We start from the raw sequence: 14,233 nt of genomic DNA on the forward strand, positions 1-14,233 counted from the left end.
CTACGTGACCTACGCGACAGGGGCAAGAGTGCCCTGAGTGGTGCGCGACTATGCTCGGGTCGCGTCCCCTAGAGCTGCTTGGAGCACCCATGGCCCTCAAGATCACCGTGATTGGCACCGGCTACCTGGGGGCGACCCATGCCGCAGCCATGGCGGAGTTGGGTTTCGAGGTCCTGGGGCTCGATGTGGTGCCCGAGAAGATCGAGATGCTGTCGGCGGGCAAAGTGCCGATGTACGAGCCCGGGCTTGAGGAACTCCTGGCCAAGCACGTCGCCGGGATCGAGGGGTCGAGCGGCCGGCTGCGGTTCACCACCTCCTGGGAAGAGGTCGGCGAGTTCGGCGATGTCCACTTCGTCTGTGTGAACACCCCGCAGAAGCATGGTGAGTACGCCTGCGACATGTCGTACGTCGATGCCGCTTTCGCCTCGTTGGCGCCCCGGCTGAAGCGGGCCGCGCTGGTCGTCGGCAAGTCGACCGTGCCGGTCGGTAGCGCGGCCAGGCTGGCGAAGCTGCTGGTCGAGCAGGCTCCCGAGGATGTGGAGCTGGCCTGGAACCCGGAGTTCCTGCGGGAGGGGTTCGCCGTGCAGGACACCCTGCGCCCGGATCGGATCGTGGCCGGTGTGGCGAGCGAGCGGGCGGAGAAGCTGCTGCGCGAGGTGTACGCCACCCCGATCGCCGAGGGGTCGCCCTTTGTGGTGACCGACTTCCCCACGGCCGAGCTGGTGAAGACCTCCGCCAACTCCTTCCTGGCCACCAAGATCTCCTTCATCAACGCGATGGCCGAGGTGTGCGAGGCCGCCGACGGCGATGTGGTGAAGCTGGCGGAGGCGATCGGCCATGACGAGCGCATTGGATCGAAGTACCTCCGGGCCGGGATCGGCTTCGGCGGTGGCTGTCTGCCCAAGGACATCCGGGCCTTCATGGCGCGCGCGGGTGAGCTGGGTGTCGACCAGGCGCTGACCTTCCTCCGGGAGGTCGACTCCATCAACATGCGACGGCGCGGCCATATGGTCGAGCTGGCCCGGGAGGCCGTGGGGGGCGGGTCCTTCCTGGGAAAGCGGATCGCCGTCCTCGGTGCGACCTTCAAGCCGGACTCGGACGACGTACGCGACTCCCCCGCGCTCAATGTGGCCGGTCAGATCCATCTCCAGGGCGGCCAGGTCACGGTCTACGACCCCAAGGGCATGGCGAACGCCGGACGGCTCTTCCCCACCCTGGGGTACGCGGACACGGCGCTGGACGCGGTGCGCGGCGCCGACGCGGTGCTGCATCTGACCGAGTGGAGTGAGTTCCGGGAGCTGGACCCGGCCGAGTTGGGCGAGGTCACCACCGCACGGATCGTGCTGGACGGACGGAACGCGCTGGACCCGGTGAAGTGGCGCAAGGCGGGCTGGGTGTACCGGGCGATGGGCCGCCCGACCGCCTGATCCGTCGCACCGCGCACCGCGCACCGCGCACCGCGAGCATCAGCCCGGGGTGGTTACCGCATAAGGTTTTTCGCGGTAACAAGCAGATCGATTCCCGATCGAGGAGGAACCATGGCCTTCGCCAGGCTGGGAGCCGTTGCCCTGGACTGTCCGGACCCGACCGCACTCGCGGGCTTCTACCAGCAGATCCTGGGCGGTGAGATCGAGCCCAGCGACACCGAACCCGACTGGGTGGAGTTGGTGGGCGCCGGAAGCGCCCTGCTCGCCTTCCAGGAGGCCCCGGGGCACATCCCGCCGAAGTGGCCGTCGGAAGACGGCTCCCAGCAGTTCCATCTCGATCTGATGGTGCCCGATCTGGACGCGGGCGAGGAGCAGGTGCTGGCGCTGGGCGCGAAGGTGCTGGACAACGAGGACAAGTCCCGTACCTGGCGGGTCTACGCGGACCCGGCGGGGCATCCGTTCTGTCTCTGCGTCGGTTGAGCGACGGAAGCGCGCAGCCGCTGGGAACCAAGCAGGGGTGCTGGGCGAGAAAGCCCGGCACCCCTGCTTGCTGACCTACCGCCCGCTCCCGCTCAGCCGTCGAGTTGGGTGATGGTCGCCTGGGACGGGCCCCTGCGGGACTGCTCGTCCCGGGCGACCGACTCGGCGTCGCGGAGCACCCGTACCGCGTTCTGCCAGGTCAGCTTGGCGAGGTCGGGCTCGGACCAACCGCGCCGCAGTAGCTCCGCGATCAGATTGGGGTAACCGGCGACATCGTCGAGACCGGCCGGAGTGAACGCCGTACCGTCGAAGTCACCGCCGATGCCCACGTGGTCGATGCCGGTGATCTCGCGCATATGGTCGAGATGGTCCGCGACGGTGGCGGCGGTGGCGATGGGGCGCGGGTTGGCCTCTTCGAAGACCGCGTGGAGCTTCATGGCCTCCGGCGACATGTCCAACGGGTGGAAGCCGTGCGCACGGAGGTTGTTGTCCGCGGCCAGGGTCCAGTCGACCGCCTCGGGCAGGATGAACTTCGGTACGAAGGTGGCCATCGCGATCCCGCCGTTGGCCGGGAGCAGCGCCAGTACATCGTCCGGGACATTGCGTACGTGGTCGCAGATCGCGCGGGCCGACGAGTGCGAGAAGACGACCGGGGCGGTGGCGGTCGCGATCGCGTCGTGCATGGTGGAGGGCGCCACATGGGAGAGGTCCACCAGCATGCCGAGCCGGTTCATCTCCCGGACGACCTCATGGCCGAAGGGTGAGAGACCGCCGACGCCCGGGGCGTCGGTGGCCGAGTCGGCCCAGGGGACGTTGTCGTTGTGGGTGAGCGTCATATAGCGAACGCCGAGGGTGAAGAGCGCACGCAGGGTGGCGAGGGAGCTGTTGATCGAGTGGCCGCCCTCAGCGCCCATCAGCGAGGCGATCCGGCCGTCCGCGCGGGCCGACTCGATGTCGTCCGCGGTGTTCGCGGAGGCCAGCTCGGCGGGGTAGCGGGCCAGTAGCTGGCGCACGCAGTCGATCTGCTCCAGGGTGGCGCTGACGGCGTCGTCTCCGGCCATTCCGGAGCGGACGTACACGGACCAGAACTGGGCGCCGACCTTTCCGGCGCGCAGCCGGGGGATGTCGGTGTGCAGACGGCCGGTGAGATCCGCGGAGATGTCCAGCTTGTCCAGGTCGTACTGGACCTTCTCCCGCAGGGCCCAGGGCAGGTCGTTGTGACCGTCCACGACGGGGTGGTCGGTGAGCAGTTCCAGGGCGCGCGCGAGATGGGCGGGGTCCTGGGCGGTGACAATCGCCGGGGTCGCCTGGTCGGTCCCGTTCGGGTCGCTCGTGTCGTTCGTGTCGTTCGGCATATGGCCTTACTTCCCGAAGCCGAAGGAACCAGTGCTTTCGACCTTGGCGCGCAGACGCTTGCCCTTCTCGGTGGCCTGGTGGTTGAGCTCTTCCTGGAACTCACGCATCCGGGCCGTCAGCTCCGCGTCCTGGGTCGCGAGGATGCGGGCGGCCAGCAGTCCCGCGTTGCGCGCGCCGGCGACGGAGACCGTGGCGACGGGGACGCCCGCCGGCATCTGCACGATCGACAGCAGGGAGTCCATGCCGTCCAGGTACTTCAGCGGTACGGGGACACCGATGACCGGGAGCGGGGTGACGGAGGCGAGCATCCCCGGCAGATGGGCCGCCCCGCCGGCACCCGCGATGATGACCTTGAGCCCGCGGGCGTCCGCCCGCTCCCCGTACGCGATCATCTCGCGCGGCATCCGGTGGGCGGAGACCACATCGACCTCGTACGAGATCTCGAACTCGGTCAGGGCCTGGGCGGCTGCTTCCATGACGGGCCAGTCGGAGTCGGAGCCCATCACGATGCCCACGAGCGGACCGGGTGCGGAGTTGCTCATTCGGTGATCGTTCCTCTGAGGTAGTCGGCTGCGTGGCGGGCGCGCTCGCGGGCGTCCGCCAGATCGTCGCCGTAGGTGTTGACGTGCCCCACCTTGCGGCCGGGCTTCACATCCTTGCCATACATATGGATCTTGAGTTGGGGGTCCCGGGCCATGCAGTGCAGATACGCCGCATACATGTCGGGGTAGTCGCCGCCGAGCACATTGCACATGACGGTCCACGGTGCGCGGGGGCGCGGATCTCCGAGGGGGAGGTCCAGAACGGCCCGTACATGGTTGGCGAACTGGGAGGTCATCGCGCCGTCCTGGGTCCAGTGCCCCGAATTGTGGGGGCGCATGGCCAGCTCATTGACGAGGATGCGGCCGTCGGGCGTCTCAAAGAGCTCGACCGCGAGATGACCCACCACGCCGAGTTCGGCGGCGATCTTCAGCGCGAGCTGCTGGGCCTGGCCCGCGAGCTCCTCGTCAAGATCGGGGGCTGGGGCGATGACCGTGTCGCAGACGCCGTTGACCTGCTGGGATTCCACCACCGGGTAGGCGACGGCCTGACCGTGCGGGGAGCGGACCACATTGGCCGCGAGCTCACGGGTGAAGTCGACCTTCTCCTCGGCGAGGACGGGGACACCCGCGCGGAACGGCTCGCTGGCGTCCGCCTGCGTCCGGACGAACCAGACGCCCTTGCCGTCGTATCCACCGCGCACGGTCTTCAGGATCACGGGGAAGCCGCCGACCTCTTCGGCGAAGGCCGCGACATCGGCAGGACCGGTCACGATCCGGTGGCGGGGGCAGGGCACCCCCAGCTCCATCAGCCGGGTCCGCATCACCCCCTTGTCCTGGGCGTGCACCAGAGCCGCTGGGCCCGGTCTCACCGGGATGCCATCGGCCTCCAGAGCGCGGAGGTGCTCAATCGGGACATGCTCATGATCGAAAGTGATCACGTCGCAGCCCCGCGCGAACTCACGCAACGTGTCCAGGTCGCGATAGTCGCCGATGACGACATCGCTGACCACCTGGGCCGCCGAGTCCTGCGGGGTGTCACTGAGGAGCTTGAAACGGATGCCGAGGGGGATGCCCGCCTCGTGGGTCATACGGGCGAGCTGACCGCCGCCGACCATGCCGACTACCGGGAACGTCACCCTTATAGGGTATCTGTCGTACCCGTACGCCGAACGGCCGTGTCACAGGCTCGCCACACCATCGCTGTCGCCCCCGGGCGGGAGCACGTACGGGTGGTTAGCATGACCGGGTTGACGATATCGATCTGATGGGGCTGAACCTTCACTATGAGTGAACGAGGCGGTGCGCTGCGCGGGCAGCTCCAGCAGCTCATGCGCGAAGTCGCCAAGTTCGGGGCGGTGGGGGGCGCGGGCGTTGTCATCAACTTCGCGATCTTCAATCTGGTGCGGGCGACCACGGACATCCCCGTGGTGCGGGCGTCGCTGATCGCCAACGCGGTCGCCATCATCACCAACTACCTCGGTTACCGCTACTTCACTTACCGTGACCGCGCCAAGAGTGGGCGTACGCGCGAGATGTCGCTGTTCCTGGTGTTCAGTCTGATCGGCACGGTCATCGAGAACGGGATTCTGTTCATCGCGACCTACGGGTTCGACTGGGACAGCTCGCTCCAGAGCAATATCTTCAAGTTCCTCGGCATCGGGATCGGGACACTGTTCCGGTTCTGGTCGTATCGGACCTGGGTCTTCAAGGCGCTACCGGCAGCAGACCCACAGCCGGACCCTGCGCGGGAACCCTCGGCGAAGCCCGCTCCCGAGCCCTCGCTCGGCTCCCCCGTTGAGCCCTGCCTGGAGTCGTCGTTGGAGACCTGCTTGGAGCCTTCGCTGGCGCCGTCGCTGGAGGACGAGTTGGAGTTGGAGAAGCTGGACCAGGAGGCCCGCGCGGCCGAGCCGGACGCGGTGGGACCGCGCCGATAGCGTCCGCCGGGCGACTCGGTCGGGGCTAGCGCACGGACGGGTAGTTGTCTTTCCGCTTGCGGGCCACCCGGCTGAGGAACAGCGCGAACACCGGAGGGTGCTGCTGCAGCAGTTCCAGCCGCCCGCCGTCCGCCTCGGCCAGATCACGGGCGACGGCCAGCCCGATTCCCGTGGAGTTGCGTCCGCTGATGGCCCGCTCGAAGATCCGCGCCCCGAGATCGCCCGGCACACCGGGCCCCTCGTCCGTCACCTCGATCACCGCCTGGTTTCCGGTGACCCGGGTACGCAGGGCAACCGTTCCGCCGCCGTGCATCAGTGAGTTCTCGATGAGCGCGGCAAGCACCTGGGCGACCGCTCCGGGGGTGCCCACGGCCCGCATTCCCTGCTTGCCCGAACAGACCAGGGCGCGACCGGCGCTGCGATAGGCCGAGCGCCACTCGGCGATCTGCTGCTTCACCACCTCATCGAGGTCGAAGACGATGGCGGAGCCCGTACGCGGGTCGCGGGAGTTGGTGAGCAGCCGCTCCACCACATCGGTGAGACGTTCCACCTGGGTGAGCGCGATATTGGCCTCCTCCTTCACCGTCTCGGGGTCATCGGTGGCGGAGATCTCCTCCAGCCGCATGGAGAGCGCGGTCAGCGGCGTACGGAGTTGGTGCGAGGCATCGGCCGCGAGCCGGCGCTCGGCGGTGAGCATCCGGGCGATCCGCTCGGCGCTGGCGTCGAGGACATCGGCGACCCGGTCCAGTTCCGGCACCCCATAGCGCCGGTGGCGCGGCCGGGGGTCCCCGGAGCCAAGGCGTTCCGCGGTCTCGGCGAGGTCGGTGAGCGGGGAGCTCAGCCGGTTCGCCTGCCGTACGGCGAGCAGGATCGCGGCGATCACGGCGAGCAGGGCGACCCCACCGATGATCAGGAGGGTGCGGCCGATCTCTCGGGTGATGGAGGAACGGGACTCCTCAACGGTGACCGTCTCGTTCCGCTCCCCCAGGACCTCGCTCCGGATCACGCTGCCGCTGGGACGATCGCCGATCTCGATGTCGGGCTTCCCCGGGATCTCGATGCGCGCGTACCGTCCGCCGCCGATCTGTCTGGCGAGGATGACCGGGTTGAGGGGCTCACCGACGATGAGCCTGTTGTCCACGATGCTGACCAGCCGCAGGGCCTCGGCCTTGACGCTCTGCTCGGCGCTGCTGGTGATGGTGCGGGTCTCGACGAGGACGAGGGAGACACCGAAGACGGCGATCACCACGAGGACGACGGCGAGTGTGGAGTTGATGAGTCGTCGACGCAAGGGTGGTCCCTCCGGGGTCGGGTGTCGGCCCCGAGCCTATGCGCCGGCGCATGGCCCCCCGCGCTCTTTGCCCTCCGCAGAGAACTTCTTGGGTACGCCCTGGTGAGCGGGGTGCGGCAACGGCAGTGAAGCGAAAGCCCCGGCGCGCGCCTTGGGGGCGGCGCGAGCCGGGGCGGGCGGGCTCCCGTTCGCTCAGCTGAAGATCACCGAGCGAAGCAGGAGCCGGTCTGTGGTCTGCTCCCCGTGCGGGCGCAAGCGGAAGGACTCACCGGTGCAGTCGGGCTCGGTGTAGACGACCGCGATGGAGTCGGTGTCGTTCCGGGGCCCGAACGCGGGCGAGGAGGACCCAGGGTTCGCGGCCTCGGGAATGACCAGGCACCTGCGGCTGGGCGGGTCGAAGATCACGCCCGGCTGGGGTTGCCCGTCCAGACCGGTGTAGCGGTAGTGGAAGTCGCCGTTGGCCGCATGGGCCGGGGAGGCCAGCGGCATCACCAGGGCGAGTGCGCCAAGAGCGAGGGCAGCGGCGGAGATACGGGGTCGCACGGAAGGCTCCTTGTCCGTAGAAGGTCCCTGGAGTGCGGGACGCCAGCGGCCTACCCCGGTGGATCACCCCAGCTCACCTGGGCGGGGTGCGGAAACGATCACTTGTCGCCCGTTCGGGTCAGTGATCGAAGGGCGGAGCCCGAGAGCCCGCTCGGTCTACCACTGCGAGGCCGGAACCTGAAGGCGAGCCGTTCGGCACCCCGCAACCAGAACCGGAACCTGAAGGCGAACCGTTCGGCACCCCGCAACCAGAACCGGAACCTGAAGGCGAGCCGTTCGGCCCAGTACGCGAGGCCGGAGCCCGGGCCCGTTGGGAAATGGCTCCCTCCCGATCAGCCGGGTACGCGCGTCGATCACAGCGGTACGCACACGTTCCCTGGCCACCCCGTCCCCGATGGCGTTCCCAACGTCAGCGGAGGATCCGCACACGCTGCTTGGCTCTGCCCGGGCGATCACGGCGAATCGATCGCCGGAGGCACAGAGCAGCTCTGCTCAGGCAGTGGGTAGATGGTCCGGAAGGGGGACGGCGTACCGCGGTTCGCGGTTCGCGGTGATGCGGGCGTGGCGCAGGAGCTCCCGGATGATGCCCGCGTTGCCCATGCCCCAGCCGGTGGCGGGGGCGAGGTCACTGGGCGTCTCCCGGTGTTCGACATTGGACCAGCGGACACCCTCGGCATCGGTCGTCGCGCGGGCCGCGAGGTCGGCGACGAGGATGTCGGCGAAGTCACGGCCGTCGCCGCGTTCGACCTGGCGGTCGCAGGCGAGGGCCAGGACGCCGGCGGTGCCGCAGCAGCGGCCGTTGTTGTCCCAGAAGCCGGGGCGGATCCGTCGTGGGATGCCGGAGTTGACGACTGTGTGCCAGCAGCGGTCGGCGAGGGCGGGCCAGGCGGGATCGTCGGGCAGGACGTGGGTCAGTAGGCGGAATGCCTGGGCGTCGCCGGCTGGGCCGTGGCACCAGCCGTAGTTGTGGCGTTCGATCTTCTCGTGCCGCTGTTGCGGATCGGAGTGCCCGACGAGGAAGCCCTCCGGGCCTGCTTCGTTGCGGAAGACGACATCGGCGGCTCCGGCCACGGCGAGGTCGACGAGGTCGTGGCGGTCGGCTGCCCGGCCGACGGCAGCGAGCGCGTAGACGATGCCGAGGGTGCCGTGCGACATATGGTGCAGGCGGGGGACCGCACCGGCCCGGATCTCCCACTGAACGCCAGCCGTGGTGGGCTCGGCAGTGTGCGCGTAGCGATCCACGGCCAGCTGGGCGAGGTCGAGATCGCCGCATGCCAGCGCGGCGAGCGCTATGCCGGCGTTGCCGGCGATCAGTTCGAACCAGTCGTTCCATCCCGCGCCGTCGTAGCGGGACCGCAGGATGTCCAGAGCACGGTCGGCGGACGCCCCCGCCGCGGTGTCACCGAGCACACGGTGCACGCCCCGCAGGGCGACAGCCATGCCGGCCACTCCCGGGTAGAGGCCGCTGTCATCCCAATCCTCGACCGCGTCAGCGACGCTGCGGGCACCGCGCAAAGCCATGTCCGCGTACCGATCGTCGCCGAAGTACCGCCATGCGTCGAGGAGAGTCGGCAGCACTCCCGAAGTTCCGCTGTACAGCGTTGGCGTGACCTGGTCGTCGGCGGGAGTGTTCGGCCAGGCCACACCGTCGTCGATGTCCCGCGCAGCCTTCATCAGCCACTCAAGGGCCCCGACGGCAAGCGACTCCGCGTCATCCGGTGCACCAGTGATCATCGGCCTAGCGTTCCACAGGGTTGGGCCGCCCCACGACCCACATCAGGCCGTCCCCGGTCCAGAAACAAGCACTCGCCGGAACCGAGTAGGCGGCGACGCGCGATCAGTCGACCGTCCCGTGGCCAAGAACGCCGATCTTGTTGCCCTGTGTCCACAGGGCCGGCGGCCAACCGCCGAAAGGGCGTGCTCGCGTCGACCCGTCTCCAGGGAGGCGCCCACTCACCGTGCGGCTTCAACAGACACCCGCACCGACCCATGACGGCTCCGGAGCCTGCCGTCCGCCTTCCCGCCCCCTGTCGGCAGCGAACCCACCCGACGGGAACGACCGGCAACCGGCGGTGGCCGCGCCGGCCAGGGTCAGGCGCGCATCACCGCAGGCGGTCGGGTCAGCTCTTCTCGAAGCGGAAGCCCACTCCACGGACCGTGGCGATATAGCGGGGGTTCGCCGCGTCATCGCCGAGCTTCTTGCGCAGCCAGGAGATATGCATGTCGAGGGTCTTGGTCGAGGACCACCAGGTGGTGTCCCAGACCTCGCGCATCAACTGGTCGCGGGTGACCACCCGGCCGGCGTCCCGCACCAGCACCCGCAGCAGGTCGAATTCCTTCGCGGTGAGCTGGAGCTCCTCATCGCCCATCCACGCCCGATGTGACTCCACATCGATCCGCACACCGTGGGTCGCCGGCGGAGGTGCCGGTTCCGTCGCGCCGCGGCGGAGCAGCGCCCGGACCCGGGCCAGCAGCTCGGCCAGGCGGAAGGGCTTGGTGACATAGTCGTCGGCTCCGGCGTCGAGGCCCACCACGGTGTCCACCTCGTCCGCGCGAGCCGTCAGCACCAGGATGGGGACCGTGTGCTTTTCGGCTCGAAGTCTGCGGGCGACTTCCAGGCCGTCCATCCCGGGCAGTCCGAGATCGAGTACGACCAGATCGACACCGCCCGCGAGGCCGGCGTCCAGTGCGGCCGGGCCGTCCTCGCGCACCTCGACCTCGTATCCTTCCCGGCGCAGTGCGCGAGCAAGTGGCTCAGAGATGGATGCGTCGTCTTCGGCGAGCAGTACACGCGTCATGGAGTGATGGTAGTCCGCAAGGCGCGCGCGCCGGGGTGCGATCGAGAACCCCTGCGGGTCTGGGAGTGGATCTTACTAAGGGCCTTTGAATCACGGCTTGGGTTGAGGTGAACGCCTACGATCCCTCTCTCCGGCACTTTCGTATTGCGTTGTTTCGTGTCGTATGGTGTCGACTACGCCTGTAGCACTACACGGAGACCTTTGGCCTGCGCGCAAGCAGCTAGCAGTGAGCGCGGCAGTGAATCCAAGGGTCTCTTTCTGTGCTCGAAGCCGGAAGCACCGGTTTCGAAGACAGTGAATGACCTGTGGGCCGGGCCCCGAGCGCAAGACGCGTTCGGGGCGTGGATCCCGGTGCGTGCTGTCCCCTTGCCCCGACACCCCAACGTCGGCGCAGCCCCGCATCAGGCGTGGGGCGGGGAAGTTCTCGTACCGGTGCCGGCCACCCCCCACCGGGCGCTGAGCCGCTGATGCAGCGGTGCGTCCCGAGCACGCAAGGATCGACCCATGGCGTCAAGCCTGACGAAGGACTCGGCCGGCTCCGCCGGTACGGAGAAGACCTTCCTCGGCCACCCCCGCGGACTGGCCTTCCTCTTTATGACCGAGATGTGGGAGCGGTACAGCTTCTACGGGATGCGGGCGCTGCTCGTCCTCTATCTGTCCACGGAAGTGGTCGATGGCGGGCTCGGTATGAAAACGGCGACCGCGGTCGCGATCTACTCCGTCTACAACGCCATGGTCTATCTGCTCGCCCTTCCGGGCGGCTGGCTGGGTGACCGGGTGTGGGGCGCGCGCAAGGCGACGGCCATCGCCGGTGTGATCATCATGTCCGGCCACTTCATGCTGGCCATCCCGGTGGACGCGATGTTCTTCTTGGGTCTCGCGGTCATCGCCATGGGCTCGGGTCTGCTGAAGTCCAACATCTCCACGATGGTGGGCCAGCTCTACCGGGACAAGAACGATCCCCGCCGTGACGGCGGCTTCACGATCTTCTACATGGGCATCAACCTGGGTGCCGTCGCCGCCCCGCTGACGATCGGCTCGGTCGGCCAGAACGTCGACTGGCACCTGGCCTTCGCCATGTCCGGTGTCGGTATGGCGCTGGGTCTGGTCTTCTTCTTCCTCGGCTTCCGGCATCTGAGCGAGGAGTCCGCCAGGGTTCCCTCGCCGGTGTCCGCGACGGAGCGGGCGGCGCTGCTGCGCAAGGGCCTGGTCTGGGTCGCCGTGGCGGCTGCCGCGTACGGGGTCGTCGGCCTGCTCGGTGCCTTCACCGTGGACTGGGTGCTGTGGCCGCTGACGATCCTCGGTCTGCTGCTGCCCGCCTGGTATCTGGTGAAGATCCGCCGGGACAGGGATCTGACCCCGGTCGAGCAGTCCCGGATGTCGGGCTACATCTGGTTCTTCGCCGCCGCGGCCGTGTTCTGGGCGATCTACGACCAGACCGGTTCCGTGCTCTCGCTCTTCGCCAAGAAGGACACCGAGGCCACGCTGTTGGGCTTTGACTTCCCGACCACCTGGTTCCAGTCGCTGAACCCGCTCTTCGTGATGGCGCTCGCACCGCTCTTCGCCATGCTGTGGGTGGCGCTGTTCAAGCGGAACCGTGAGCCGAGCACCCTGTCGAAGTTCTCCTTCGCCCTGCTCATGGTCGGCGGCTCGTTCTTCGTGATGATGGTGGCGCAGGGCCTGGCCGGGGGCGATGCCAAGGTGTCGCCGATGTGGCTGGTCAGCGTCTACTTCATGCAGACCGTGGGTGAGCTGTGCCTGTCTCCGGTGGGTCTGTCGCTGACGACCAAGCTCGCGCCGCGGAAGTACGCGTCCCAGATGATGGGTGTCTGGTTCCTCGCCATGACCGCGGGCAACTCGGTGATCGCGCTGCTGCAGTTGCTGGGCGCTCCGACGGACACCCAGGGCTGGTTCGCCAGCCAAGGGGTGGTCGCCGTGCTCGCCGGTGTCGGGATCTTCATCTGGCGGCGCAAGGTCAAGCCGCTCATGGGTGGCGTGAACTGACGATTCCCCTCGAACGGACAGGGTCCGTTCCTGGGTGAGAGTGGCCCGTCGCTTCGGTGGTCCGGTGGGATACCGGAGCGGCGGCCTTTCGCCTTCCCCGGTGACCGTTTCTCCTGTGACCGTTTCCCCGGTGACCGTCCCGCCTTCCCCGGTGACCAGCGCCAGCGGAACCGCGCCTCATGGCGAGCGGGCCGCTGGGCCCAAAGAGGCCCTGCGGATCACACAGGTCATAGGGGTCCCGCACACCTCGCACACCTCACACCTCACACCTCACACCTCACACCTCACAGCTGAGGCAGGGCGGAGGCAGAGCGGAAAAGACAAAAGAGCACGCCGCGCCTCGGCGTGCCCTACCAGGGACAGGCACCCGGCCGTGGGCCGGAAAAGGTGGCGTCAGGCCGGAGCGGCCAGTTCCGCCCAGACCGTCTTGCCCGGCGCACTCGGCACCCGTACGACTCCCCAGTCCAGACAGAGGCGCTGGACGATGAACATCCCATGCCCACCGGGGCGGCCCGCCCGGTGCGGGGTGCGGGGTGCGGGCTGGCCTGCGCCCCGGTCCGAGACCTCAAGCCGGAGCACCTTGCCGTCACAGCTGACCTTCAGCTCTTCGGGGCCTTCAGCATGAAGACAGGCGTTGGTGACCAGTTCGGAGACGACCAGCAGCACGTCCTCGGCCGCAGCTCTGCGATCGGCGGTGGCCGCGGGCAGCCATCCCCAGTCATAGAGCGCTTGGCGAGTGAAGTCACGGGCGAGCGGAACAATACCGCTGGCGTTCCCCAGGGCAAGGGTGCGCACCGGGCCCCCGGGTACGCCGGAGGCAGCGCCGACGACGTCGTCCGACTCGGGGCCGAAGTCGCCCGGCTGCGGCCGGGTGGTGCTCATCAGCGCTTCACCTCACCGATTCACCGGTTCACGTTCATGTCTCATCAGGTCAGCGTGACCGCCGCGCCGCTCGGACGCCGCCCCACATACATCAGACTGCCGGACGGCGGACCTTTACGGGGTCCCGCGAGGGTTCTCCTGCCCTGCCGCGTGGTGACAACACTCACTACGCCGAAAGCGGATCTCGGGGCCCGGACGGCGCATCCGCCGCATACGGGCCCTCAGGGCGCTAGAGCGTCCTCAACCGTTTCATGCAGGGTGAAGACCGCCTCTGCTCCGGTGATCTCCAGTACCCGTGCCACAACGGGCAGCATGCCGGCCAAATGGACCCCTCCCCCGGCCGCCTCGGCCTTCAGTCGTGCGCCGAGCAGCACATTGAGCCCGGTGGAGTCGCAGAACTCCAGCCTCGAACAGTCGACGACCAGGCGTGAACGCCCCTTGGCGAGAGCCTCGTCCAGGGGTCCACTCAGCAGATCGGCGGTGTGGTGATCCAACTCACCCGCCGGTCTCACCACTTCACTGCCGCCCTCGGTCCAAACCTCGACCTGAAGTCGGCCACGATTCGCGCTACCAACCATCCCGCGATCCATGTCCGTCCCTGTTCGCCGTGTGAGCCGTGTCATCGGCCTTGATGCCGTCCGCCGTGCTGACGTCGGCCGTGATGTACGCCACGGGCCGACTTCCTGGGCCGCGGCCTTCGCCGTCGGTCTCCTCGTGACTTCTACTGTCGCACGGCGAGACCAATGCCTTCGGGTGCCCCGACGCCGCGATGTCATACGACTCATCACGGCGACTTGCCTCGAACATTACGCCTCCTTCACAGGGCACGGCCAGCAGAACTCCCTAACAAAGAAGGCATTTGGGACAAATGACACTTGCAACTGCCCCCGGGGAACCGGTAGGCCTGTGAGTGACAGTAAGAACCAACCCCGACGACGGCTTTGGAGGCGCCGCTCACCGCAGCGCATGCAGAGGC

Annotated in this window: 13 protein-coding genes and 1 pseudogene; 4 read left to right on the forward strand and 10 right to left on the reverse strand. The window is 68.2% G+C overall.

Annotated elements, in window-relative coordinates:
- The first annotated feature begins 89 nt into the window (after positions 1–89).
- Positions 90–1,427: a UDP-glucose dehydrogenase family protein gene (locus NBG84_RS17660; protein WP_250920438.1), complete on the forward strand. Its 1,338-nt coding sequence runs from the start codon at positions 90–92 to the stop codon at positions 1,425–1,427.
- A 111-nt stretch (positions 1,428–1,538) separates the two neighbouring features.
- Positions 1,539–1,907, forward strand: coding sequence for a VOC family protein (locus tag NBG84_RS17665; RefSeq protein ID WP_250920439.1), 369 nt, complete (start codon positions 1,539–1,541; stop codon positions 1,905–1,907).
- Between the two features lie 92 nt (positions 1,908–1,999).
- On the opposite strand, the gene NBG84_RS17670 is transcribed toward NBG84_RS17665, so the two are convergent.
- Genes NBG84_RS17670 through NBG84_RS17680 form a run of 3 tightly spaced genes read right to left on the reverse strand, consistent with a single transcriptional unit; the run spans position 2,000 to position 4,947 of the window.
- On the reverse strand, positions 2,000–3,262 hold the full coding sequence (locus NBG84_RS17670) for a dipeptidase (RefSeq protein ID WP_250920440.1): 1,263 nt from the start codon (positions 3,260–3,262) through the stop codon (positions 2,000–2,002).
- A 6-nt stretch (positions 3,263–3,268) separates the two neighbouring features.
- Positions 3,269–3,805, reverse strand: coding sequence for a 5-(carboxyamino)imidazole ribonucleotide mutase (gene purE, locus NBG84_RS17675; RefSeq protein WP_250920441.1), 537 nt, complete (start codon positions 3,803–3,805; stop codon positions 3,269–3,271).
- Positions 3,802–4,947: a 5-(carboxyamino)imidazole ribonucleotide synthase gene (locus NBG84_RS17680; RefSeq protein WP_250920577.1), complete on the reverse strand. Its 1,146-nt coding sequence runs from the start codon at positions 4,945–4,947 to the stop codon at positions 3,802–3,804. Before NBG84_RS17680 ends, purE begins: the two co-directional genes overlap by 4 nt.
- Positions 4,948–5,088: 141 nt before the next feature.
- Between NBG84_RS17680 and NBG84_RS17685 the strand changes: the two are divergent.
- Positions 5,089–5,533: pseudogene (locus NBG84_RS17685) on the forward strand (GtrA family protein); the annotation flags it as partial.
- 231 nt (positions 5,534–5,764) lie between these two features.
- Here NBG84_RS17685 and NBG84_RS17690 read toward each other — a convergent pair.
- The 4 genes from NBG84_RS17690 to NBG84_RS17705 all read right to left on the reverse strand — a co-directional run bounded on the left by NBG84_RS17690 (position 5,765) and on the right by NBG84_RS17705 (position 10,371).
- Positions 5,765–7,030: an ATP-binding protein gene (locus NBG84_RS17690; RefSeq protein WP_250920442.1), complete on the reverse strand. Its 1,266-nt coding sequence runs from the start codon at positions 7,028–7,030 to the stop codon at positions 5,765–5,767.
- A gap of 192 nt (positions 7,031–7,222) precedes the next feature.
- On the reverse strand, positions 7,223–7,573 hold the full coding sequence (locus tag NBG84_RS17695; RefSeq protein ID WP_250920443.1) for a hypothetical protein: 351 nt from the start codon (positions 7,571–7,573) through the stop codon (positions 7,223–7,225).
- 492 nt (positions 7,574–8,065) lie between these two features.
- Complete coding sequence (locus NBG84_RS17700) at positions 8,066–9,307, reverse strand: lanthionine synthetase LanC family protein (protein ID WP_250920444.1); 1,242 nt, start codon at positions 9,305–9,307, stop codon at positions 8,066–8,068.
- 386 nt (positions 9,308–9,693) lie between these two features.
- Positions 9,694–10,371, reverse strand: a complete 678-nt coding sequence (locus tag NBG84_RS17705) for a response regulator transcription factor (RefSeq protein ID WP_250920445.1) — start codon at positions 10,369–10,371, stop codon at positions 9,694–9,696.
- A gap of 504 nt (positions 10,372–10,875) precedes the next feature.
- Here NBG84_RS17705 and NBG84_RS17710 point away from each other — a divergent pair.
- Positions 10,876–12,375 (forward strand): peptide MFS transporter, encoded by a 1,500-nt coding sequence (locus tag NBG84_RS17710; protein ID WP_250920446.1) that lies wholly within the window; start codon positions 10,876–10,878, stop codon positions 12,373–12,375.
- Between the two features lie 393 nt (positions 12,376–12,768).
- On the opposite strand, the gene NBG84_RS17715 is transcribed toward NBG84_RS17710, so the two are convergent.
- The 3 genes from NBG84_RS17715 to NBG84_RS17725 form a co-directional block, all read right to left on the reverse strand.
- Positions 12,769–13,257 (reverse strand): ATP-binding protein, encoded by a 489-nt coding sequence (locus NBG84_RS17715; RefSeq protein ID WP_250920447.1) that lies wholly within the window; start codon positions 13,255–13,257, stop codon positions 12,769–12,771.
- Between the two features lie 221 nt (positions 13,258–13,478).
- On the reverse strand, positions 13,479–13,847 hold the full coding sequence (locus NBG84_RS17720) for an STAS domain-containing protein (RefSeq protein ID WP_250920448.1): 369 nt from the start codon (positions 13,845–13,847) through the stop codon (positions 13,479–13,481).
- The gene (locus NBG84_RS17725; RefSeq protein WP_250920449.1) at positions 13,825–14,064 is read right to left on the reverse strand and encodes a hypothetical protein; all 240 of its coding nucleotides are present in this window, start codon (positions 14,062–14,064) and stop codon (positions 13,825–13,827) included. Before NBG84_RS17725 ends, NBG84_RS17720 begins: the two co-directional genes overlap by 23 nt.
- Between the last annotated feature and the right edge of the window lie 169 nt (positions 14,065–14,233).

It is taken from the genome of Streptomyces albipurpureus (assembly GCF_023701525.1).
Lineage (GTDB): Bacteria > Actinomycetota > Actinomycetes > Streptomycetales > Streptomycetaceae > Streptomyces > Streptomyces albipurpureus.